20 protein-coding genes are annotated in these 22,042 nt (G+C 72.0%); 8 read left to right on the top strand and 12 right to left on the bottom strand.

Features of this window, described 5'->3' with window-relative positions; all coding sequences use genetic code 11:
- Nucleotides 1–12 precede the first annotated feature (12 nt).
- Nucleotides 13–387 carry a hypothetical protein gene (locus OWM54_RS07260; RefSeq protein ID WP_267697000.1) on the top strand — a complete coding sequence of 125 codons (375 nt, stop codon included), beginning with the start codon at nucleotides 13–15 and terminating at the stop codon, nucleotides 385–387.
- 1 nt (nucleotide 388) lies between these two features.
- Here the strand turns inward: OWM54_RS07260 and OWM54_RS07255 are convergent, their stop codons facing one another.
- Nucleotides 389–2,359 carry a 2,3-oxidosqualene cyclase gene (locus OWM54_RS07255; protein ID WP_267696999.1) on the bottom strand — a complete coding sequence of 657 codons (1,971 nt, stop codon included), beginning with the start codon at nucleotides 2,357–2,359 and terminating at the stop codon, nucleotides 389–391.
- A complete protein-coding gene (locus OWM54_RS07250) occupies nucleotides 2,356–3,402 on the bottom strand; it encodes a phytoene/squalene synthase family protein (protein ID WP_267696998.1) in 1,047 nt (348 codons plus the stop codon). Before OWM54_RS07250 ends, OWM54_RS07255 begins: the two co-directional genes overlap by 4 nt.
- Nucleotides 3,403–3,448: 46 nt before the next feature.
- Here OWM54_RS07250 and OWM54_RS07245 point away from each other — a divergent pair, with 46 nt between their 5' ends.
- Nucleotides 3,449–4,810 (top strand): FAD-dependent oxidoreductase, encoded by a 1,362-nt coding sequence (locus OWM54_RS07245; RefSeq protein WP_223785047.1) that lies wholly within the window; start codon nucleotides 3,449–3,451, stop codon nucleotides 4,808–4,810.
- Here the strand turns inward: OWM54_RS07245 and OWM54_RS07240 are convergent.
- The 4 genes from OWM54_RS07240 to OWM54_RS07225 all read right to left on the bottom strand — a co-directional run bounded on the left by OWM54_RS07240 (nucleotide 4,807) and on the right by OWM54_RS07225 (nucleotide 10,344).
- Nucleotides 4,807–6,006, bottom strand: a complete 1,200-nt coding sequence (locus OWM54_RS07240; protein ID WP_267696997.1) for a glycosyltransferase — start codon at nucleotides 6,004–6,006, stop codon at nucleotides 4,807–4,809. The two genes, OWM54_RS07245 and OWM54_RS07240, sit on opposite strands and share 4 nt — an antisense overlap.
- Nucleotides 6,003–8,234 carry an MMPL family transporter gene (locus tag OWM54_RS07235; RefSeq protein ID WP_267696996.1) on the bottom strand — a complete coding sequence of 744 codons (2,232 nt, stop codon included), beginning with the start codon at nucleotides 8,232–8,234 and terminating at the stop codon, nucleotides 6,003–6,005. The genes OWM54_RS07240 and OWM54_RS07235 overlap by 4 nt, the downstream gene beginning before the upstream one ends.
- Entirely contained in the window at nucleotides 8,231–9,571 is a 1,341-nt protein-coding gene (locus OWM54_RS07230; RefSeq protein ID WP_267696995.1) for a hydroxymethylglutaryl-CoA reductase, degradative, read from the bottom strand. The genes OWM54_RS07235 and OWM54_RS07230 overlap by 4 nt, the downstream gene beginning before the upstream one ends.
- Before the next feature lie 173 nt (nucleotides 9,572–9,744).
- The gene (locus tag OWM54_RS07225) at nucleotides 9,745–10,344 is read right to left on the bottom strand and encodes a DUF998 domain-containing protein (protein ID WP_223785049.1); all 600 of its coding nucleotides are present in this window, start codon (nucleotides 10,342–10,344) and stop codon (nucleotides 9,745–9,747) included.
- A 106-nt stretch (nucleotides 10,345–10,450) separates the two neighbouring features.
- Here OWM54_RS07225 and OWM54_RS07220 point away from each other — a divergent pair, with 106 nt between their 5' ends.
- On the top strand, nucleotides 10,451–10,834 hold the full coding sequence (locus OWM54_RS07220) for a VOC family protein (protein ID WP_267696994.1): 384 nt from the start codon (nucleotides 10,451–10,453) through the stop codon (nucleotides 10,832–10,834).
- A gap of 6 nt (nucleotides 10,835–10,840) precedes the next feature.
- On the opposite strand, the gene OWM54_RS07215 is transcribed toward OWM54_RS07220, so the two are convergent.
- Nucleotides 10,841–12,268 carry a PLP-dependent aminotransferase family protein gene (locus OWM54_RS07215; RefSeq protein WP_223785051.1) on the bottom strand — a complete coding sequence of 476 codons (1,428 nt, stop codon included), beginning with the start codon at nucleotides 12,266–12,268 and terminating at the stop codon, nucleotides 10,841–10,843.
- Nucleotides 12,269–12,371: 103 nt separating this feature from the next.
- On the opposite strand from OWM54_RS07215, the gene OWM54_RS07210 reads away from it, so the two are divergent.
- Nucleotides 12,372–12,836 (top strand): cupin domain-containing protein, encoded by a 465-nt coding sequence (locus OWM54_RS07210; protein WP_267696993.1) that lies wholly within the window; start codon nucleotides 12,372–12,374, stop codon nucleotides 12,834–12,836.
- Between the two features lie 12 nt (nucleotides 12,837–12,848).
- Here the strand turns inward: OWM54_RS07210 and poxB are convergent, their stop codons facing one another.
- Both poxB and OWM54_RS07200 read right to left on the bottom strand, forming a co-directional pair.
- On the bottom strand, nucleotides 12,849–14,576 hold the full coding sequence (gene poxB / locus OWM54_RS07205; protein ID WP_267696992.1) for a ubiquinone-dependent pyruvate dehydrogenase: 1,728 nt from the start codon (nucleotides 14,574–14,576) through the stop codon (nucleotides 12,849–12,851).
- 115 nt (nucleotides 14,577–14,691) lie between these two features.
- A complete protein-coding gene (locus OWM54_RS07200; RefSeq protein WP_223751534.1) occupies nucleotides 14,692–15,048 on the bottom strand; it encodes a YciI family protein in 357 nt (118 codons plus the stop codon).
- A 234-nt stretch (nucleotides 15,049–15,282) separates the two neighbouring features.
- Here OWM54_RS07200 and OWM54_RS07195 point away from each other — a divergent pair, with 234 nt between their 5' ends.
- The 4 genes from OWM54_RS07195 (at nucleotide 15,283) to OWM54_RS07180 (ending at nucleotide 19,962) form a co-directional block, all read left to right on the top strand.
- Nucleotides 15,283–16,617, top strand: coding sequence for a replication-associated recombination protein A (locus OWM54_RS07195; protein ID WP_223785054.1), 1,335 nt, complete (start codon nucleotides 15,283–15,285; stop codon nucleotides 16,615–16,617).
- 117 nt (nucleotides 16,618–16,734) lie between these two features.
- Nucleotides 16,735–18,006, top strand: a complete 1,272-nt coding sequence (locus tag OWM54_RS07190) for an RNA polymerase sigma factor (protein WP_223751536.1) — start codon at nucleotides 16,735–16,737, stop codon at nucleotides 18,004–18,006.
- 149 nt (nucleotides 18,007–18,155) lie between these two features.
- Entirely contained in the window at nucleotides 18,156–18,428 is a 273-nt protein-coding gene (locus tag OWM54_RS07185; protein ID WP_046717748.1) for a DUF2277 domain-containing protein, read from the top strand.
- Between the two features lie 97 nt (nucleotides 18,429–18,525).
- Nucleotides 18,526–19,962: a glycoside hydrolase family 43 protein gene (locus tag OWM54_RS07180; protein ID WP_267696991.1), complete on the top strand. Its 1,437-nt coding sequence runs from the start codon at nucleotides 18,526–18,528 to the stop codon at nucleotides 19,960–19,962.
- Nucleotides 19,963–20,011: 49 nt separating this feature from the next.
- Here OWM54_RS07180 and OWM54_RS07175 read toward each other — a convergent pair whose 3' ends face one another.
- From OWM54_RS07175 to OWM54_RS07165, 3 genes are all read right to left on the bottom strand, one after another.
- On the bottom strand, nucleotides 20,012–20,890 hold the full coding sequence (locus tag OWM54_RS07175) for a hypothetical protein (RefSeq protein ID WP_223751538.1): 879 nt from the start codon (nucleotides 20,888–20,890) through the stop codon (nucleotides 20,012–20,014).
- Nucleotides 20,887–21,165 (bottom strand): hypothetical protein, encoded by a 279-nt coding sequence (locus OWM54_RS07170; protein ID WP_223785057.1) that lies wholly within the window; start codon nucleotides 21,163–21,165, stop codon nucleotides 20,887–20,889. Before OWM54_RS07170 ends, OWM54_RS07175 begins: the two co-directional genes overlap by 4 nt.
- Before the next feature lie 210 nt (nucleotides 21,166–21,375).
- Nucleotides 21,376–21,990 (bottom strand): PH domain-containing protein, encoded by a 615-nt coding sequence (locus OWM54_RS07165; RefSeq protein ID WP_223751539.1) that lies wholly within the window; start codon nucleotides 21,988–21,990, stop codon nucleotides 21,376–21,378.
- Between the last annotated feature and the right edge of the window lie 52 nt (nucleotides 21,991–22,042).

Raw genomic sequence — 22,042 nt, 5'->3', positions numbered from 1 at the left:
GGAAGAGACGCCATGTCTGGAGACGCGCCGAAGAAGCAAGCCACCGAGACCATCGTGGACCGGCTCAAGCGGGTGGAGTCCGTCCTTCCTCCCGAAGGGCAGGCGTACCATGTCCTCGAGGCGCAGAACGACGCCGGGGAGCGCGCCGGGTTGTGGATGACCGGGCCCAAGGGCGGCATCCCCGTGTTCCAGACCCGCGAGTCGGCGACCGACGCGCTCCGGTTCGTCCCCTCGCCGCGGGCGCTCGGGTACGCCGAGTCGGCCGTGCGCTGGGCGGTGCACTCCCTGTCGTCCGAGGAGTTCCGCAACCTGTTCCTCAACCCGGGCCTGACGCTCTTCGTCGTCCACTCGATGAACGACGCCGGCATCGAGGCCCAGCCGCTGTGAGCTAGGGCGACAGGCTCCCCGACTCCAGGGGCGGCAGCGTGAGCACCTGGATGGGCGGGAAGGCGCGGCGCTGCGCGCGCTCCGCGAGCGACAGGGCCCACAGCGGGAAGGTGCGCAGATAGGTGTCGTAGTGGATGCCGCCGGTGCGGTTGAAGACGCCCGCCAGCGGCTCTGGGGGCCAGCGGCCATCGGCGCCCTGGCGCGCGCGCAGCCACGCCACGCCCCGGCGCGTGGCCCTCGAATCGGCCTCGCCGCAGGCGAAGAGCGCCAGCAGGGCCCACGACGTCGTCACCGCGTGTCCGGTGGGGCCGTCCACCCAGCGCCGCTCCCGGCAGCCCTGGAGGGTCTCACTCCAGGAGCCGTCCTCGCGCTGGTGCTCCTCCAGGAAGCGCACCGCCCGGCGCAGCGCTGGATCCTCTCGGGAGGCCCCCGCGGCCACGAGCCCCGTCACGCCGAACCACGTGCCATAGCTGAAGCACACGCCCCACGCGCCCTCCCAGCTCCCGTCCTCGCGCTGCGTGCGCCGCAGGAACTCCAGCCCCCGGGTGATGGCCTCCTCCACGGGGGCCTCGGGCTGGACCTTCCTCCAGGCGACGAGGGCCTGGACACAGGCGGAGGTGCACTCGACGTGACTGAGGTCCACCATCGTGTTGGCGAACACGTCCGAGGCGTTGATGCGCTCGAGCCATCGCGGCGCCCGTGTCGGCTCATAGGTGGCCCAGCCACCGTCGCGGTTCTGCAAGGAGCGGATGAACTCCACGGCCTGGGCCAGTCGCTCGCGCGGCACGCGGTTGAGCCCCAGTGGCTCCAGCAAGAGACACGCCTTGACGGCCTCCGCGGTGCAGTCGCTGATGGGCCAGCCGTGCTCGCGCGTGCTGAAGGGCCAGGCGCCACGGCTCGGGTGGCGGTAGAAGCGCTCGGGCCGGGGTGAGTCCTCCAGCAGTTGCTGCGACTCCACGAAGTGGCTCGCGCGCGCGAGCGTGTCCAGCGCGGGGTCCGCGCCCGAGGCCACCAGCGCCTGGATGGCGAACGCGGTGTCCCAGAGCTGGGAGGAGTTGTAGCCGTTGAACGTGACGCCCTCCGGTGTGCGCTGGAGATAGTCCGGCAGGCGCTCGAGGTGGGCGTGGACCTCCGGGCCGCCAGGTCGGGCCAGGTGCCAGACCACGGCGTCGAGCACCTTGTTGATGGGGCCGATGCAGATGAAGTGCGTGGCCAGGTCCTCGCCGCGAATCTGCTCCAGCGACTCCTCCAACGCGCGGGCCCGCAGGCGCTTGGAGTGCAGCCGCTCATAGAGCCCCAGCACGCGGCTCGCGGCGCGCAGCCAGACACTGCGTGGCGTGTACGCGTCGGTGTCGGCCACCCGCTTGCGCGCCGCCTTCCAGTCCACGTGCTCATAGGGTTCGGGATACAGCTCGCGCTTGAGCTCGGCCAGCAGGGGCGTCTGCCGCACGCGCGCCTTGCGTCCATAGAGCCAGCCCATGGGCAGGTACACCATGCGGCAGTGGCACCACATCCTGGAGGGATGGAACGGCAGCGCCTTGGGCAGCAGCCACAGCTCCGGTGGGGTGGGGGTGAGTCCCTCGTATTCGTAGAGGCCCAGCAGCGCGAGGATGGCCTTGCCCCAGGAGCCGCTGCCCAGCGGCCCGCCGCGAGGCAGGAGCCAGGCCCGCGCGCGCACGAGGTCCGGGTCGTCGGCTTCGACGCCGAGCAGTCGCTGCGCCACGTAGGTGAGCACCGTCGTGAAGACCAGGCTCGGTGACTCCGGCGAGAGCCCCCAGCCACCGTCCTCGTTCTGGTGGGCTCGGAAGTAGCAGAGCAACCCGTCTCGCAGCGGCGCGTCGGGCGCCCGCTCCATCGCGTAAAGGCCGATGATGTACAACGGGCTCAGGAACAGCGGGCCGCTGTAGTCACCCTTCCAGGAGCCATCCGCCTCCTGGGTCCGCATCAGCACCTCGCGCGCCTGTCGCGTCATCTCACCGCCTCCACCTCCGAGGGCACGCGCGAGCACTCCGCGAAGAGCGCCCGCAGCGCCGAGTCCGAGGCCACCCGCTCCTGCGTGAGCAGCATGAGCCGCAGCACCACCTCCCGGCTGAGCTTCAAGGGCGTGGTGTCGAACACCGCGGGGTTGCCGTCCACGAGGTTGAGCGTCGTCACCGCGAAGAACAGGGGATAGAGGCAGAACAGCCGGAGGCCCGGCTCGCTCTGCGGGAGCGCCAGCGTGTACTCGAGCGCCTCGTCCAACGCCCTGCGCGCTATCACCACCAGCTCCGAGTGCAGCGCCATCGCCTGGGCGCGCAGCTCGGGGCGGGCCAGCGTCGCGGGCTCCAGGCCGTGCAGCGCCATCCGGTCCAGCGGCAGCCAGCAGCGCCCCTGGTCCAGGTCCTCGCGCACGTCCTTCAGGATGTTGGTGAGCTGCAGCGCCTCGCCGAACATGATGGCCCTGGAGCGCAGCTGTGCCCGCGTGCGCTCGTCGAGGGTGGGGGCGTGCGCGATGAAGAGCTCCGTCAGCATCTCGCCCACCACGCCCGCCACGTAGTAGCAGTAGGCGAGCGTCGTCTGGAGGTCGGGCAACCCCAGCCCCGACTCGCCGCCGCCGTGCCTGCGCTGAACCTGGCTCATCCCGTGGGTCATGATGCGCACGCAGCGGCGCAGGGGGGCCTGGGCCCAGGGAGGGAGCGAGGCCAGGGTCTTCAGCACGCAGACGGTCCCCTCGATGAGCTCCACCTCCGCTGCGGGCGCGTCGGGCAGGAACTCGTCTCCCGCCAGGCGGGCGAAGGCCTGGGCGCGAGCCTCCCAGCCCGGCTCCAGTCGCACCAGGTCCGCCAGCGCGGCGAACAGCTCCTCCTGCCGGGGCCGTTGGATTTCATCCTCCACCGTGTCCGCGATGCGGGTGAGCAGGTAGGCCACCGTGACGACGAGGTCCAGGGGAGGAGGTAGCAAGGGGATGTTCAGCGCGAACGTCCGGGAGACCCGGGGCAGCACCGCTCGGCAGAACGACTCTTCATGGGCGACCATGGTTGCTCCTCTGCATCGGGCCGGGGCCATGCGCAGTTGTTGCGTCATGGGAGGCCCTTGGGACTTCGATGTGGTGGTGGTGGGCGGCGGCCCCGCGGGGTGCGCGGCGGCGGCGGCGCTCGCCGAACTGGGGCGGTCCGTCCTGCTGGTGGACGCGGGCGTGGACCGGCACCGACAACTGTCGGGGGAACTCTTGCACCCCACCGCCGTGAGCGCGCTGCGGGAGCTGGGCTTCGGTGACGTCGTCGAAGGCTGGACGTCGCGCCCCGTGCGAGGCTTCGCCGTCTTCTTCGCCGCGCCCGCCCGCACCGTCGTCCTGCCCTATGCGCGGGGCGCCACGGGCATGTCGCTCGAGCACGCCGAGCTCACCGAGCCGCTGCTGCGGGCCGTGGCCCGGCGGCCGGGCGTCACCGTCCAGGCCCGCTCCCGCGTGACGTCGGTGGAGCACAACGACGCGCGCGGTGTCCGGCTGCGCTTCCTCCACGAAGGCGTCGAGCACGCGGTGGGCGCCCGGATGCTGGTGGCCGCGGACGGGCGCGCGTCGCCCGTGCGGCGGATGCTGGGTATCTCCGAGCGCTTCACGCGCATCTCCACCATGCTGGGGCTCACCGTGGACAGCGCCTGCCTGCCGCGTCCCGACCATGGACATCAGTTCGTCGGAGGGCCGCTGTACGCGCTGGCCTATGCCATCCAGCCGGACGTGGCGCGGGTGATGGTGGACCTCCCCCTGGGCAGCACCGCCCAGACCCTGCGGGAGCGCCCGGAATGGCTGGCCACGTTGCCATCCGCGCTGAGCGCGGAGGTCCGACGGGCGCTGGACGCGAGCGCGACACCCCGCATGGCCTCCAACGACGACCGGTTGTCGCGGACGGTGTGGAAGGGGAGCGCCGTGCTCGTGGGCGACGCCGCGTCCTGCTGCCACCCGCTCACCGGGAGCGGCATGGCCTCGTGCTTCGATGACGCGCGAGCGCTCCAGCGGGCGCTGCGCCACCACCCCGAGGACATCCCCCGGGCCCTGGAGCGCTATGCCTGCGAGCGGCGGCCCGCGCAGCGCACCCGCGTCCAGCTCGCCGCGTCGCTCTACGACGCCTGCGCGGGGCAGGACGCGGGCATGCGGGCCCTGCGGCGAGGGCTCCTGCGCTACTGGGAGCACAGCCCGCGAGGTGCCCGCGTCTCCATGTCCCTGCTCTCGTCCGAGGAGTCGCGCATGCGGGTGCTCGCGCGCGAATACCTCTGCGTCGTCGGCCACGCGCTGGTGACGTTGCGGCCGGGGCGGCGGCGGGACGTCCGTGCCCGCGCGGCCGTGCCGCTGCTTCGCTCCGCCGGGCCACCGCTGCGGGGCGCCGTGGCGAGTACGCTGGAGCAGGTGGGAAGTTGGTGGCATCGCCGCGTCCGCCGTTCCGCCTAGGGGCCCGTCCGCGCGGGCAGCGCGCCACCCAGGGCCGCTCGCGCGTCCAGCCGGTAGCTCCGGCCGCGCCAGTCCACGTCGCGTGACACCCTCGCGGACAGCGCCACGCCCGCGCCCAGCAGCGGCAGCACCGCCGGCACCCAGTAGTGTCGGGGGGAGACGCGCGGCCCATGGCAGGCCCGCTGCAGCCGCAGCTGGCTCCACACGGAGAAGCCGATGGGCAGCGCCGCCGCGGCCGCGTGTCCCCAGGCCCGACGACCGACGGCCGCCGCCAGGCCCCCCCACGAAAGCCAACCCATCACCCCGCGCACCCAGTTGGGGCGCGCGAAGCTCCAGGGGAGCCCCGCCTCCGAGAAGAGCACCCAGCGCCGGAAGATGCGCAGGAAGGCCTTCAGCTCCAGGTTCCCCGTGACGATGCGCAGGGGCGCGTGGATGACGCGGTTCTTCCACCCCGCCTCGTGGAGCCTGCGCCCCAGGTACATGTCATCCACGAACTGGCCGGCGGCCGAGCCCACGCCGCCGATGTCCTGGAGCGCCTCCCGACGGAACACCATCAGCTGGCCCATGATGAAGGGCAGGGCGCCGTCGGGCTCCGCCGCGCGCGCCACGGACGCGCCGTACCAGGCATTCACCAGCAGCCCGTAGCCCACGTCCCCCGCGAGGGGCGCCCTGGCCGCCGCGTACACGGGCGCGAACGTGGCGCCCGTGCGCGCGTCCTCCAGCAGCGCGCCCACCAGCGCCGTGAGCACGCCCGGCTCGGGCCGCGTGTCGGAGTCGCTGAAGGCCAAGAGCGTGCCCCGGGCGCGTGACACGCCCAGCTGCATGGCGTTGAGCTTCCCCGTCATCCCCGGCGGCGGCTCTCCCGCCACGAGCAGCTCCACCCGCTTCGCGCGCGTCGGATGACGACCCAGCTCGTCCTGGGTGATGGCGAAGGCGGGGTCCTCGGCGCTGTCGAAGACGAGGAGCACCTCCCACTCGCCGGGGTAGTCCAGGGCGAGCAACGCGCGGACGTTCTCGCGCGCCTCCACATCCAGTCCCCGGATGGGACGGATGAGCGTCACCGACGGTGGCTCGAAGGGGGCGGTGGGGGGCGCGCGGCGCCGTCGCACGCCCGCCATCAGTCCCCGGTGTCCGTGGGCCAGCACGCCCAGCGCCGCCGCTCCCGCCGCCACCCACGCGATGTCCCGTGCGCTCATCGCCTCTCCCCCCGTCCCCTCGCTCCGGGCGCCCACCAGTTCCAGTCCCCCATCAGCCGCATCATCGCGGGGACGATGAGCACCCGGACCAGCGTGGCATCCAGCGCCACGGCGATGGCCATGCCCAACCCCATCGCCTTCACCACCACCACCGAGGCCAGCGCGAACGCCGCGAAGACGGCCACCATGATGGCCGCCGCGCTGGTGATGAGCCCACCGGTGCGCTCCAGGCCCTCGGCCACCGCGTGGGTGTTGTCACCCGTGCGCAGCCACTCCTCGCGGATGCGGCTGAGCAGCAGCACCTCGTAGTCCATGGACAGCCCGAACAAGGCGCAGAACAACAGGATGGGCAGCGACGGCTCGATGGGCCCGGGCTCGAAGCGCAGGAGCCGGTGCAGGTGCCCCTCCTGGAATATCCACACCAGCGCGCCGAACGAGCCCGCCAGCGACAGCAGGTTCATCAGCAGCGCCTTGAGCGGCAGCACCACGGAGCGCAGCAGCACGAAGAGCACGATGCACGTCATCCCCATCACGAAGCCCACCGCGGCCGGCGTGTTCTCCTTGAGGAACTCCGTCGCGTCCACGTCCGTGGCCGTCTGTCCGCCCACGAGGAGCGTCCCGTCCCCCACCGTGCGCTCCTGGCGCAGCGCCCGGACCAGCTCCCGCGCCTGGTGGCTGCTGGGCGGCGCGGACGTGAGCACCTGGAGCACGGCGACGCTGCCCGCGCGGTACGCCTCGCGAGCGGCGCGCACCTCGGCGGGCAGCAGCTCCGGGGGCGCGGCGGCCATCTGCTGATAGGTGGCCTTGTCCAGGCCGGGCGACAGGTCCACCGCGCTCTCCACGCCCACCACGCCGGGCAGCGCGGCCATGCGCCGGCTCGCGTCGAAGAGGGCGGCGCTTCGCTCGGGCGTGAGCGCATCCCCGGAAGGGAACTCCACCGCCACCAGCACGCGCGTGGCGGCCTCGCGTGGGAACAGCCGCGCCAGCGTCTGCGCGCCCTGCCGGGCCTCGGTGCCAGGAGGCAGCGCGGTGATGTCCGTCGCGGCCAGCTCCAGGCGTCGGAAGGGCAACCCCATGGCGAGCAGCAGCGCGAGCGTGGGCAGCAGCACCAGCCACGGATGCTTCATCACCCAGGTGGCCAGCGCGTGCCACACGCCGACGCGCCCCGTGCCGCGCCCGAAGGGCAGCCGCCCCTTGTCCACCCGGGGCCCCAGCCAGGACAAGAGCGCGGGCAGCACGGTGAGCGCGAAGAGCACCGCGAAGGCCACGACGAGCGCGCCGCCCAGGCCCATGGCGCTCAGGTACGAGCCGTGGAAGAAGAGCAGCCCCGCCAGACCCACCGTGACGGCCAGGCCCGAGAACGCCACCGCGCGCCCGGCCGTGTCCAGCGTGCGCACCAGCGCGGCCTGCGTCGACAGCCCCTCGGCGAGCTCGCCCCGGAAGCGGCTCACGATGAAGAGCGAGTAGTCGATGGCCACGCCCAGCCCGATGAGCGACACCACGTTGAGCGTGTACTGCGCCATGTTCGTGACGCGCGAGAGCAGCAGCACCCCCGCCACGCCGCAGAGCACCGCGAGCCCGCCCACCACCAGCGGCAGCATCGCGGCCACCACCGTGCGGAACACCCACAGGAGCACCAGCAGCGCCAGCGGGAACGAGATGAGCTCCGCGCGCAGCAGGTCGTGCTCCAGCAGTTGGTTGAGCGCGGCGAGGAAGGCCACCTTGCCCGTCAGCGTCGTCTCCAGCCGAGGGTCATCCAGGGCCGCGCGCACGGTGGGGAACGCGGCCACGGCCTCGCGCTCCCCGCCCTTCAGGCGCACCAGCGCCAGCACGTCGTGCCCCGTGGTCGACACGAAGCGCGCGCCCAGCGCCTCGGGCGCGCCCACCGGGGACACCACCGACTCCACCTCCGGCAGCCGCCGCACGCGCTCGAGCACGTCCGCCATCGCCTGGGTGAAGCGCGGCTGCTTCGCCGTCCAGGTGTCGTGGTGGAAGATGACCGCCAGCGTCTGGTCCGTGGAGCCCGCGGCGGCGGGCCGGGCCAGGGCCTCGGCGCGCGCGGCCTCGATGCCGTCGATGGTTCCGGTGGTGAGGTGACCGCCTCGGCTCAGCACCCCGATGGCCACGAGCAGGAACACGACAGCGCCCACCAGCACCACCCTCCGGTGCCGATGCACGCCCAGGGCGAGCCGGGCGAACAGGGAGGGGGACGTCGTCTCCGCGCTCATGGGGGCGAGAGGGCCTGGAGGGAGGCGAGGATTTCGCGCGCCGTCTCCACCTTGATGTTGCCGCGCTCCATCAGCAGCCGGACCACCTTCTCCACGTCCGCGCCGCGAGCGCCCGCCGTCACCGCGACGCACCGGGCGTGCATGGCCATGTGGCCCTTCTGGATGCCCACCGAGCCCAGCGCGCGCACCGCCGCCAGGTTCTGTGCCAGGCCCACCGCCGCGAACACCATGGCCAGCTCGCGCACGGTGCTCACGCCCAGCAGCTTCAGCCCCAGCTGCGCGCCGGGGTGCACCTTGATGGGGCCCCCCACCAGGCCCAGCGCCAGCGGCAGCTCGATGCGGCCCACCAGGTGCCCATCCTCCATCGTCCAGTTCGTCAGGGGCCCGTAGTGGCCCTCCCGGCATGCATAGGCGTGCGCGCCGGCTTCGATGGCGCGCCAGTCCTGCCCCGTGGCGATGGCCACCGCGTCGATGCCGTTCATCACGCCCTTGTTGTGCGTCGCGGCGCGGTAGGGGTCGGCCCGGGCGAAGCGACCCGCCTGGAGGATGCCCTCCGCGATGTCCTCGCCGGACATGCCCAGCCCCGACAGCGACGCCACGGGGAGGCGGCAGGAGGCCCGCGCCAGTCGCTGGTCGGCGAGGTTGGAGAGGATGCGCAGATACACCCGTCCCCCCGTGAGCTGCTCGACGAGCGGCGCGATGCCCTCCGCCATGGTGTTGATGAGGTTGGCGCCCATGGCCTCCTGGGTGTCCACCAGCAGGTGGACGATGAGGAGCGGCTCCGCGTGGGGGCCCTCGGGCGCGGGGAGGATGCGGACCTGCAGGTCACACGCGCCACCGCCGCGCTTCACGAGCGAGGGATGGAAGCTGTTGGCGAGCGCGAGCAGCTGCTCCCTCCCCGCGAGCAGCCGGGCACGAGCGAGCTCCGGGTCGCCGTAGCCGGTCAGCTGCACCTGGCCAATCATCATCGAGGTGTTCGCCTCGGCGAGGAACCCGCCTGCGTCGCGCACCAGCTTCGAGGCGAGGGATACCGCGGCGATGACGGACGGCTCCTCCACGACCATGGGCACCAGGTGGTCGCGCCCGTTGACGGTGAGGTTCAGCCCCAGGCCCAGGGGCAGGGCGAACACGCCGACGGCGTTCTCGATCATCTGGTTGACGACGTCGAGGTGCGGCGCGTCCAGCGCGCACAGCACGCGCAGCTCCTCGGGCGTGAGGTCTCCGCGCAGCGCCAGCTCGCGCCAGCGCTCCTCCATGCTGCGTTGGTGGAAGCCCGGCAGGCGAGAAGACCGCGTCGCCGATGGCACCTGCACCGACTCGTCGTTGACTTCCCCCATGCCCCCCCCTGTGGCTCCGGCCATCGAGCACCATGGGAACTGGTGACGACCGGAGCGGTTGGGCAGGGCACCCAGTCCTTGGGGCCGCGTGGAATCCGGCAGTGGACTTGCGTGGCGAGGGCGATGCCGCGCCCGTCGCCCGCCTGCCCCTCCTCATGGGGCGATGGCCGTGCTCAGTGGGCGAGCATCAGCCACACTCCCACGGCCACCATCCATCCGAACACGAGCGCCTCCACCGCGCGCTGGAGGAGCCCTCGCACCGGGGAGTCGAAGGACAGGCCCACCATGCCGAGCAGCACGAGCTTGCCCAGCGCGCCCGTCACCGGGGAGAGCGAGGTGAGCGCCGGCACGTCCTCGAACACGCGCTCCATTTCGATGAGGCCGCCGCCCGCGCCGAAGTAGCCCAGGCCCGCTACCAGGTTGTGCATCTGGTTCTTCCACGTGCCCCAGAACGGCGCGCCCGCGTCACAAGGGAACACGGCGGCGCCCACGTAGCTGACGCCCAGCAGCGACAGCAGCACGGCCCCGGTGCCCCCCTCGCCCTGGGCGGTGAGGTACGCGTGGAGCAGGGCGCAGAAACCCAGGACGGCCAGGCCCGCGGGCGCGAAGCCGAGCCACCCCGCGCGGGCGGCCCCCGGGGCGCCCGTCTCACCCAGCTCGCTGATGGTGTTCCTCACGTGGCTGTAGCCGGGCCTGTTCCGCGCGAACCAGAAGGGCGGCAGGACGCCGAGAGCCACGACGAGCAACGCGCTGGGGAGAATCCACGGGACCATTGAAGGAGTATCAAGGCGGCGGCGTCCCGGACGAAAGCCGGCGGGGGTAGACCGGTGCCTGGGGCGTTGTCAGATTGCGCGGGAACCTCATCGAGCGGAGGGCGTCATGGCGCACCGCAGTCGTCTCTCGGGCCTCATCATCGATTGCGAGACGGGGGAGCTGCTCTCCGCCGCCACCTTCTGGAGCCAGGCGCTGGGGCTCCCGGTGGGGGGGCACGAAGTCGGGGAGACCTCCGAGTACGTGGGCCTCGAGGGCACTGCCGCGGGGCTGAGCGTCGGGCTGCAGCGGGTCACCCACCCCTCCCGTGTCCACCTGGACATCGAGGCGGATGACCAGGACGCCGAGGCCGCGCGCCTGGAGGCCTTGGGAGCGAGGCGCATCGGCTGGGTGAAGCGCTGGTGGGTCATGGAGGCGCCCACGGGCCATCGCTTCTGCATCGTGAAGATGGACAAACCCGACGAAGGTCCGCCGCCGAACGCCTGGACGTGAGGCGGGCTAGCGTCCTTCGTGGAGCCGCGCCCGGAGGCGCCGGAGCCCCTCGTCGATGCGCTCCACCGTCACGCCGCCGTAGCCCAGCACCCAGCCATGGCGGGTGGGGGCTCCCATGAAGTAGCGCGAGAGCGACTCCACGCCGACGCCCGCCGCGTGAGCCCTGGCGGTGAGCTCCTTCTCCAGCCGCGCGCCGCCCCGCGTGAAGGTGGCGCACAGGTGCAGACCGGCGACGGAGGGGAGCAGCTCGAGCGTGTCCGCGAAGTGGCGCGCGAGGCCCTCGGCCAGTCGGGTGTGTCGCTGCTCGTACTCGCGCCGCGTCTTGCGCAGGTGCCTTGCCAGCGCGCCCGTGTCGATGAAGCGCGCGAGCGCCCCCTGCGCGGGGAGCTGGCTGTGCCAGTCCGTCACCTGCTTGGCCAGCCGCAGCTCCCGCCGGAGCGAGGGCGGCGCGACGAGGAAGCCCAGCCGCAGCGAGGGCAGCAGCACCTTGGAGAACGAGCCGACGTAGAGCACCCGGCCCGAGCGGTCCAGGCCGTGGAGCGTCTCCAGCGGACGGCCGCCGAAGCGGAACTCGCTGTCGTAGTCATCCTCGATGACCACCGCGTCGCGGCGCCGGGCCCAGTCGAGCAGCGCCTTGCGCCGCGCCGGGGACATGACGATGCCCAGCGGGAACTGGTGGGACGGGGTGACGTAGACGGCGCGCGTGTCGTCCGGCAGGCGGCTCACGTCGAGCCCCTCCGCGTCCACGGGTACCGGCACCACGCTCGCGCCGAGCGACTGGAACAACGCGCGCGCGGGCGGATAGCCGGGCTCCTCCATGGCGACGCAATCCCCGGGCTCGAGCAGCACCCGGCCGACCAGGTCCAGGGCCTGCTGCGCGCCGTGGGTGATGAGCACGTCGGACGCGTCCGCGGTGACGCCTCGCGAGACACCCACGTGGCGGGCCACCGCCTCGCGCAGCTCCGGATGGCCGGCCGGGTCCGCGTACGCGGGGCCCGCCGCGGAGGCGCGCCACTGTCGGGCCATGAGCCGGCGCCAGGCGTCGAAGGGGAACAGCGACGCATCCGGATAGCCCACCCGGAAGTCGTACGGCGTCTCGGGGACGGGCACGGGGGGCGCGGGCAGCCCGCGCCAGACCGCGCGAGGCCGCAACTCCACGCCCTGGGAGGCCCTCGCGCGCGCGCCGCGCTCCCGAGGTGCGTTCTGGATGAAGCTCCCGGCGCGACCCCGGCTCACGAGCAGGCCCTCCGCCATCAACCACTCGTAGGCCACGCTCACCGTGTTGCGGGAGATGCCCAGCCGCCGGGCCAGCTCCCGCGAGGGGGGCACCTGCTCACCGTCCCGCAGCCGTCCGTCGAGGACCCGCGCTCGCAGGCCCCGGTAGACCTGCCCCGCGAGGTCCCTGCGCTCCGTCAGGTCGACATGCAGGTCCATGGCCCAGACCTACCACGGATTGGCCCAACGAGATTCGTCGGTCCTGGCACCGTGAGAGGGCCAGGGACGGGGCACCCTGTCGGCACTTCCTCAAGGAGACCGCATGAGCCCCACGCCTTCGTCCTCGTACGCCTCGCAGCCGGTCCACGCCGAGCGCATGCCCTGGATTCCCATGACCTCCCCGGGCCTCTCCTTCAAGCCGCTGCGCTTCTTCAAGGACGGTGCGGGCTGGATGTACCTCTTTCGCCTGGAGCCCGGCACCGTCATCCCCCCGCACCGCCACACCGGCGAGTCGCACGCCTTCAACCTCTCCGGCTCCCGCGAGCTGCTGGACACGGGCGAGGTGATTGGCCCGAGGGGCTACGTCTACGAGCCGGCCGGCAACGTCGACAGCTGGCGGGTGACGGGCCCCGAGCCGCTCGTGCTGCTCATCCACACGCGCGGCGGCGTGGAGTACCTGACGGCGGACGGCCAGGTCTCGCGGCACGTCACGCCCGCGGACCGGCTGGAGTCCTACCGCCAGTGGTGCGAGGCGAACGGCCAGCCGTTCCTGGCCACCCTGGAGTGACTGGGGGCCCTGTCAGTGCCGCAGGTGGGCCTGCACCGTGTCCACCACCTCGCCGCCGTCGCCGTTGAAGACGAGCTTCGTCATGGCCAGCGCGAAGCCCGCCGCCTGCTTGATGGTGACGCGAGGCGGGAGCGAGAGCGCGTGCGGGTCCGTGACCACGTCGACCAGCGCTGGCCCCGGGTGGGCGAGCGCGCGCTCGAAGGCGCCCCGGAGGTCCTCGGGCGCCTCCACGCGCTGGCCCATGACGCCCACCGCCTCCGCCAGCTTCGCGAAGTTGGGGTTCACCAGGTCCGTCTGCGTGTCCGGGTAGCCCGACACCTGCATCTCCAGCTTCACCATGCCCAGCGAGCTGTTGTTGAAGATGACGACCTTCACCGGCAGCTCGTACTGCGCCAGCGTGAGGAAGTCCCCCATCAGCATCGCGAAGCCGCCGTCGCCGGACATGGAGATGACCTGCCGGCCCGGGTACAGGAGCTGCGCGCCGATGGCCTGGGGCAGCGCGTTGGCCATGGAGCCGTGGGTGAAGGAGCCGATGATGCGCCGCTCGACCGTGGCGTGGAGGTAGCGCGCCGACCACACGTTGCACATGCCCGTGTCCACGGTGAAGACGGCGTCCTCGGCGGCCACCTCGTCCAGCACCGACGCCACCAGCTCCGGATGCAGCGGGCGGTGCGAGCCGACGTTGCGCACGTGCGTGTCCAGCTTGCGCCGCGCCTTGGCCAGCTCCTCCAGCGCGCCCTCGAGATGCCGCCGGTCCTCCTTCTGCTCCAGGCGGGGCAGCAGCGCGCGCAGCGTCTCGCGCACGTCGCCGCAGACGCCCAGGTCCAACCGCGAGCGGCGCCCCAGGTGCTCCGGCCGCACGTCGACCTGGGCAATCTGGGGTTTGACGGGCATGAACGCGTCGTAGGGGAAGTCGGTGCCCAGCAGCAGCAGGACGTCGCAGGCGTGCATGGCCTCGTACGCGGCGCCGAAGCCGAGCAGGCCCGTCATGCCCACGTCGTAGGGGTTGTCGTAGGCCACCCACTCCTTGCCCCGGTACGCGTGGCCCACGGGCGACTGGAGCCGCTTCGCCAGCGCGAGCACCTCCGCGTGGGCGCCCCGGCAGCCGCTGCCGCAGAACACCGTCACGCGCGAGGCGGAGTTGAGCAGCTCGGCGAGCCGGTCCAGCTCCGCGTCGGCCGGGCGCACCACGGGGCGCTCGGTGGCGAAGGTGGAGGGCACGTCCTCGCCGGCCTCGAGCGCGGCCACGTCCCCGGGCACCACCACCGCGGACACGCCGCCCTTCGCGAGCGCCGTCTGCGCGGCGAGCCGGAACAGGCGCGGGGCCTGCTTGGGGTTGGCCACCATCTCGCAGAAGTGGCTGCACTCGCGGAAGAGCAGCTCCGGGTGCGTCTCCTGGAAGTAGGACGTGCCGATCTGCTCGCTGGGGATGTGCGAGACGAGCGCGAGCACGGGCGCGTAGCTGCGGTGCGCGTCGTAGAGGCCATTGATGAGGTGCAGGTGGCCCGGGCCGCAGCTGCCCGCGCACACCGCCAGCTTGCCGCTCAGCTGCGCCTCGGCGGACGCGGCGAAGGCCCCCGCCTCCTCGTGGCGCACGTGGACCCACCGCAGCTTTCCGTCGCTGCGCCGCACGGCGTCGGTGATGGGGTTGAGGCTGTCGCCCACGATGCCGTAGATGCGCTCGGCTCCCGCCTCGATGAGCACACGAACGAGCGCTTCCGCCACGGTGAGAGAGCTCATGGGCTCAAAGCTGGGCGGGGTGACAGCGGGGGACAACCCAGGGGAGCGGGGTGACGGGCGCTCCCGTGGGTGTGGGGCGTGGGAGCGTGCTCCCTCTCGCCGGTGACGCGGGGGGCTACTCGAAACAGCTGTTCGCGATCTCGCGCAGCTCGACGATGCCCCAGTCGCTCATGGGACACATGTGGGCATATTCGAGCGCCTCGTCGCGGCTCTTGCAGTTGAGCAGGAAGAAGCCGCCGATGATCTCCTTCGACTCGGTGAAGGGGCCATCGCTCACGGTCCGCCGCCCATTGATGCTCTCGATGCGGATGGCGTTGTCGTCCGGCTTGAGGGCCTCTCCGGCGACGAGCACGCCCTTGTCCTGGAGCGTCTTCTGGAAGGCCATCATCCGTGCGTAGGCCTTCTGGCCCTCCTCGAGCGGCCGCTCCTGTCGCTTCCCGGGTGCCTCCATCATCAGCAGCATGAAAGACATCGCGCTCCCTCCTTTTTGGGGACGGCGATACTACGACGCGGCCGTGACACGCCGTCGAGGGGGCCCGGGGGAGAGTTGCTCGGTCCTGGTCGCTCGCGAGCCAACGCCACGGTGTGATTTCCGCGCGGATGGACGGGCGCGCGCGGCGTGTCCGCTTTCCGACGGCTGTGGAATGCGCTCCGCACCATGGGTGAGGGTTGACCGCGCGCTTCGGAGAGGGGAGCTTGCGGTGCGATGAGCGCCGGCCCCGACCTGTTCTCCGCCTCCGTGGATGTGAACCGCTTCGCGCCGCTCGCCGAGCGGATGCGGCCGCGCACGCCCGACGAGTTCATCGGGCAGGCGCACCTGCTGGGCCCCGGAGGTCCGCTGCGCGGGCTGATGGAGCGCAAGCAGCTGGTGTCCTCCCTCTTCTGGGGGCCGCCCGGGGTGGGCAAGACGACGCTGGCGCGGATGCTGGCGGCCAACGTCGACGCGGAGCTGGTCATCCTGTCGGCCGTGTCGGACGGAATCCCGCGCATCCGCGAGGTGGTGGCCGAGGCCGAGCGCGCGCGCAACCAGTACTCGCGCCGCACGGTGCTCTTCGTGGACGAAATCCACCGCTGGGCGAAGAACGTCCAGGAGCAGGCGCTGCCCCACGTGGAGAGCGGGCTGTTCATCCTGCTGGGCGCCACGACGGAGAACGTCAGCTTCGAGGTGCGGCCCGCGCTCGTCAGCCGGTGTCGCGTCTTCCAGCTCCAGGAGCTGACGCTCGCGGACATCCAGGGCGCGCTGCGCCGGGCGCTCACCGACGAGAAGCGCGGGCTGGGCAAGCGCCGGCTGACGGTGGGGGAGGAGGCCCTGGCGCTGCTCGCGCGGGGCGGCGCGGGGGACGTGCGCAAGGCGCTGGGCGCGCTGGAGATGGCGGCGGGGCTGACGGCCGACGGCGGCGAAATCACCGTGGACGTCGCGCGCGAGTCGGTGGGCGTGGGCCTGTCGCGCCACGACAAGGACGGGGACCAGCACTTCGACCTGCTCAGCGCGCTGCAGAAGTCCTGTCGGGGCTCCAACGCGCAGGGCGCCATCTTCTGGGCGGCGAAGCTCTTGCAGACCGGCGACGTGGTGTCGCTGTGGCGCAGGCTCAAGGTCATCGCGGTGGAGGACGTGGGCATGGCCATGCCGGAGGCCATCACCATCGTCCGCGCGTGCGAGGAGGGCTTCCACTCCACGGGCATGCCGGAGGGCCGGCTGTTCGTCGCGCACGCCGTCATCACCCTGGCCACGGCGCGCAAGAGCAACCGCGCCTATGCCGCCATGAACGCGGCGCTGGAGGCGCTGGAGGCGAACCCCAACGTCGGGCCGCCGTTGAACCTGCGCAACGCGCCCACGGACCTGCTCAAGGAGCTGGGGCACGGCAAGGGCTACCAGCCGCCGTGGGACTTCAAGGACCACTACGCGCCGGGACAGACGTACCTGCCCCCGCCGCTGGAGCGCGCCGTGTTCTACCGCCCGAGCAAGGAGGGCTACGAGGCGGAGGTCCACGAGCGCATGACGCACTGGTGGCGCGAGGACAAGGCGAGCAAGGGCGAGTAGGGCGCTCCGGCCCATGTGGGCCTCCCCCTCCACCCAGGCGACATCCTCGTCGTCGGCCGACACGCGACGTGCGCGTCGACCTTGCATCGTGAAGCGGGGGTGCTCTAGTCCGGCGCCGTGACGTCCCCCGAGAGACACCGCGCCATCGAAGCCGTGTGGCGGATTGAATCCGCGCGCCTCATCGCGGGCCTGACGCGCATGGTGCGCGACGTCGGGCTCGCGGAGGAGCTCGCGCAGGATGCCCTGGTCGCGGCGATGGAGCGCTGGCCCGACAGCGGCATCCCGGACAACCCGGGCGCGTGGCTGATGGCGACCGCCAAGCGCCGCGCCATCGACGAGCTGCGCCGGGGCAAGCGCGTCGAGCGCAAGCACGAGGAGCTGGGACACGAGCTCGAGTCCGACCAGGCCCACGGGCAGCCGGACCTGGACACGGCGCTCGACAACGACGTGGGCGATGACCTGCTGCGGCTGATGTTCATCGCCTGCCACCCCATCCTCTCCACGGAGGCGCGCGTCGCGCTCACGCTCCGGCTGCTCGGTGGGTTGACGACGGAGGAGATCGCCCGCGCGTTCCTGGTCCCCGGGCCCACCGTCGCGCAGCGCATCGTGCGCGCCAAGCGCACGCTGTCCGAGGAGAAGGTGCCCTTCGAGCTGCCCCACGGCGAGGCGCTCGCGGCGCGGCTGTCGTCGGTCCTGGAGGTCATCTACCTCATCTTCAACGAGGGCTACTCGGCGACGGCGGGCGATGACTGGATGCGGCCGGAGCTGTGCGCGGACGCGCTGCGGCTGGGGCGCATCCTCGCCGAGCTGGCGCCCCTGGAGCCGGAGGTGCACGGCCTGGTCGCGCTGATGGAGATCCAGGCGTCGCGCTCGCGGGCGCGCGTGGGCCCCTCCGGGGAGCCGGTGCTGCTGCTCGAGCAGAACCGGGGCCTGTGGGACCAGCTGCTGATTCGCCGCGGGCTCGCGGCGCTGGAGCGGGCGGAGAAGCTGGGCGGCGCGCAGGGCCCGTACGCGCTGCAGGCCGCGCTCGCCGCCTGCCACGCGCGGGCACGCACGGCGGAGGAGACGGACTGGGCGCGCATCGCGTCGCTGTATGGCGTGCTGGTGCGGCTGTCGCCCTCGCCGGTGGTGGAGCTCAACCGCGCGGTGGCCCTGTCCATGGCCTATGGCCCCGCGGCGGGCCTGGCCGTGGTCGACACGCTGACGTCGGAGCCCACGCTCGCGAACTACCACCTGCTGCCGAGCGTGCGCGGAGACCTGCTGCGCAAGCTGGGGCGCTTCGACGAGGCGCGCAAGGAGTTCGAGCGGGCGGCCTCGCTGACCCGGAATGCCCGCGAGCAGGCGCTGCTCCTGGAGCGCGCCCAGGACTGCTCCCGCCGCAGGGCGTGAGCGTGGGGTGGCAGTCCCGCGGGAATCTTCCGCGCTCCATGCAGCGCAAGCGTCGACCAGCGAGCGTCCGTGCTCGCGGCGAGGGATGGAGGCCGTCCTGGAGCACGCGTGCGGGGTGGACCCGCACCGGGATGGTCTACCCTGGGCGCATGTGCCGGAACATCAAGCCCCTCTTCAACTTCACCCCGCCCGCCACGGATGACGACATCCGCGCGGCGGCGCTCCAGTTCGTCCGGAAGATCGCCGGGACCCGCAAGCCGTCGAAGCAGAACACGGACGCGTTCGACGTCGCCGTCGAGGAGATCTACCAGAGCTCGAAGCGGATGCTGGACGGGCTGGTGGCCACGACGCCCCCCAGAGACAGGGTGCGGTTCGAGGCACTCAAGCGCCTGCGCTACAAGAAGGCCGCCGACGCGGGCTGAGGCCCCGGGCGCCCCGAAGCGCTGACCGACTGTTCCCACGCAGTGCACACACGGCGCGCGGTGCCGAGGTGGCCCGTCGTGCCCTGGAGGTCGTCCGATGAAGCGGTCCCCGTGGTGGTCCGTCGTTGGCTGTCTCTGCTTCGTCCTGTCCCTCGGCGCGGGCTGTGGCGCCGAAGCGCCCCAGGACGCCCAGGCCCCGGAGCAATCCCGCGCGGCCCTGGCCTGCTCCACGCGCATCACCTACGGCGACCGGTGGATCCACCCCGCCAACCATCCCAACCAATACGACGTGGCCTCGGACCTGGTGACGTGGGACGGCGCCTGCATCAACGAGGGCTCCAACTCCTACGCCCTGCTCTCCAACGGCTGGAAGCCGTACTTCACCGGCAACAACGCCTGCGTGCTCGCGCTGGACACGGACTGTCCCGGCGCCTCCGCGTGCGCGACGCGCGTCACCTACGGCCCGGCGTGGATCCACCCCGCGAACCACCCCGCCCAGCACGATGACACCGGCGGGCGCGTGTTCTGGGACCGCGCCTGTGTGAATGCGTCGCCCAACTCGTACGCGGTGCTGTCGAACGGGTGGGGGCCGTACTTCACGGGCACCAACGCCTGCGGCATGTCCTTCCGCTACACGGGCTGCGGCGGGCTCTACCAGAACCCCGTCGTCCCCACGGACTGCGCGGACCCGGGCGTCATCCACGACGGCACGCGCTACGTGGCGGCGTGCACCTCCGGCGGCGCGGCCAGCGCCTTCCCGCTGCGAGTCTCCACGGACCTGGTGACGTGGACGAGCGCCGGCTCCATCTTCCCCTCCGGTACGCGACCGTCCTGGGCCACCGGTGACTTCTGGGCGCCCGAAATCCACCGCGTGGGCGGCCGCTTCGTCGCGTACTACACGGCGCGGCACTCCAGCGGGAAGCTGGCCATCGGCGCCGCCACGGCCACGAGCGCGCTCGGTCCCTTCACCGACCTGGGCCGCCCCCTCATCCTGGATTCGGGCATGGGGATGATCGACGCGACGTTCTTCGCGGACGCCGCGGGGACGGGCTACCTGGTGTGGAAGGCGGACGGCAACGCGGTGGGCCAGCCCACGCCCATCTACGGGCAGGCGCTCTCCGCGGACGGCCTGTCGCTGGTGGGCACGCGCCGCACGCTCATCACCAACAACCTGGGCTGGGAGGGCGGCGTGGTGGAGGCGCCGTGGGTCGTCGCGCGCGGCGGCTACTACTACCTCTTCTACAGTGGTAACGCGTACTACAACAGCACCTACGCTGTCGGAGTGGCGCGGGCCACGAGCCCCCTGGGGCCGTACACCAAGGCGGGCGCGCCGATTCTCGCGACGGGCGGAGGCTGGGTGGGGCCGGGCCACAACTCGGTGGTCAACGGGCCGGGCGGAGACACGTACATGGTCTACCACGCCTGGAACAGCGCCCACTCCGCGCGGGTCATGCTGGTGGACGCCATCACGTGGCCCAACGGCTGGCCCGCGGTGCCGGAGGCGCCCTCGGCCGGCTCGCGTCCCCGGCCGTAGCGCGTGAGGTCCTCGGGGGCACGGGGTCTGTCCGTGCCCCCGGGGGACGTCAGGGCGTTCCGGTGGACGCCTGGAGCGAGGGCTCCGGCGCCTCGAACTTCTGCGGCCCCAGGGCGGAGCGCTGGAACCAGCCGGCGAGCCCCAGCAGCACGAGCCCGGACGTGCGCAGCGTGCGCAAGAGCTCCGCGCCCAGCGCCTCGTCACCGGGCAGGAGCGCCGCCAGCCACACGCGCGCGTCGTAGAGCAGCCACGTGGCGCCCGACAGGCCCATGGCCCACCACACCCAGGCGAGCCTGCCGCCGCGCAGCATGTACGCGACGCGCAGGATGGGGGCGACCAGGAAGATGGTCGTCATGTCCGCCAGCGTGGAGGCCAGGCTGATGACGACCGACGGCGCCGGGCTCTGGCCGGACAGCAGGTTGCGCACCTCGGTGACCAGCGACGGCACGCCGACGGCCAGCGCCGCCAGCGCCGTCACCGCCCACAGCGCGCGCGAGCGCGGGCTGGACGGAGGCTGCAGCCCGGACTGCTGATAGGTCATGGCCAGGAGCACGAGCGCGTACGTGGTGGCGATGTTGGCCAGCACGACGACGACCATCCGGTACGGCAGCAGGGGGGACGCCGTGAAGGGGACGTCCGGCACGGTGTGCAGCCAGTAGCTGCGCATGGCCGCGCTGACCAGCGACAGCACGGCCCCCGCCGTGAGCCCGCCCCAGACCTTGCGCAGGTAGTCGCCGGAGACGAACGCGCTGGCCGCCGCGAGAGTGCCGCCCACGGCGAGCAGCCCGCTCAACCAGCCGGCCACGTCGTGCACCAGCCCCAGCTTCGCGGGCTCGGAGCTGGCCACCGCGAACAGGTGCGCGGCCTGGAGCACCACGACGGCGCCGAACCAGGGCGCCACGGACGAGGAACGCGAGGACGCCGTCATCGCGCCTTCTCCAGCGACGTGGCGATTTCCGCGAGGATGACCTTGGCGTGCAGCGCGCCAATGAAGGTGTTGAGCATCGGCTTGAGGCCTTCGAGCAGTTGCGGGAGGTCCTGGGGGGTGACCTGCTCGGGCGGACGCTTGAGGGCGCGCAACGCGGCCGTATGGATGGCCATCTTGGCGGTGAAGCCTCCGAGCAGGGGTTCGAGGTGACGCACGAGGATGTCGTGCCAGCCGGCGGGGGCGGTCTGGGAGGACGGGTTCAGAATCGCGAACACTCCTGTTGGGGAGGCACACGCTAGAGCGATTTCTCAAGACATACGAGAGGCCCGTCCGTCCCCCGCGTCGATTGCCGCTCGTTCCGCAAGGAATTCCGGGAGGCCCTGTCTTTGTCGCCACGACAGGTGTAGGGGCCGCTGACGCGGCGTGCAGCATGCCCGGCCGCCGGGCGAGCAGGTGCGCCGGCGGCGGGCGTCATCCAACGGGTATCAGGCCTTGATGTAGCGCTCGAACACGGCGCCGAAGTCCTTCACCCAGTACTTCTGCTGGGCGCCGGTGAGCCAGGCGAAGGCGGCCTGGTTGAGCTCCTTGAAGGACTCGACGACGGGCGCGCCGCCGGACGAGCCGCGGCCGAGCGTGGTGGAGGCGACGTCCAGGCTCGTCTTGGCGTGGGCGAGCGACAGCTCGTTCTCGTGCTGCATCTCCGAGATGCGGAACAGGGCCTTGTAGAGGTCCTTCACCTGCTCCAGCTGCTTCTTGTGCACGTCGATGGAGTAGTCGCGGTTGCCCAGGCGGAACTTGATCTCCACGTCCATGTCGATGGTGCCGGCCGTCTCCAGCATGACGTTGGAGATGGGATTGGCGGCGTACGTGAAGCGACGCAGCATGCGCTTCTTGCTGGCGGCGCTGGTGCCGTCCAGGTGGATGAGCGCCCGGTTCGTGAAACAGTACTCGTCGGACTTGGACTTGATGAGGAAGTAGATCTTCTCCTGGTCCTCGTGATTCACATAGTCATCCGCGTCGACCTTGTCGTAGTCGGCCGGAGCGATGACCGAGCCGACGTCACTGAGGCCGAGTGCGTCCGCGGCGAGCTTCCCGAACATGCTGTGTCTCCCTGTGTGTACCGCCGGGCCCCCAAGGCCCGGCGGGAGCATA

Origin of the sequence: Myxococcus sp. MISCRS1, from assembly GCF_026626605.1 — a bacterium.
Taxonomy (GTDB): domain Bacteria; phylum Myxococcota; class Myxococcia; order Myxococcales; family Myxococcaceae; genus Myxococcus; species Myxococcus fulvus.
The sequence above is the reverse complement of the archived record's forward strand: the minus strand, read 5'-3'. Positions and strand labels throughout refer to the sequence as shown.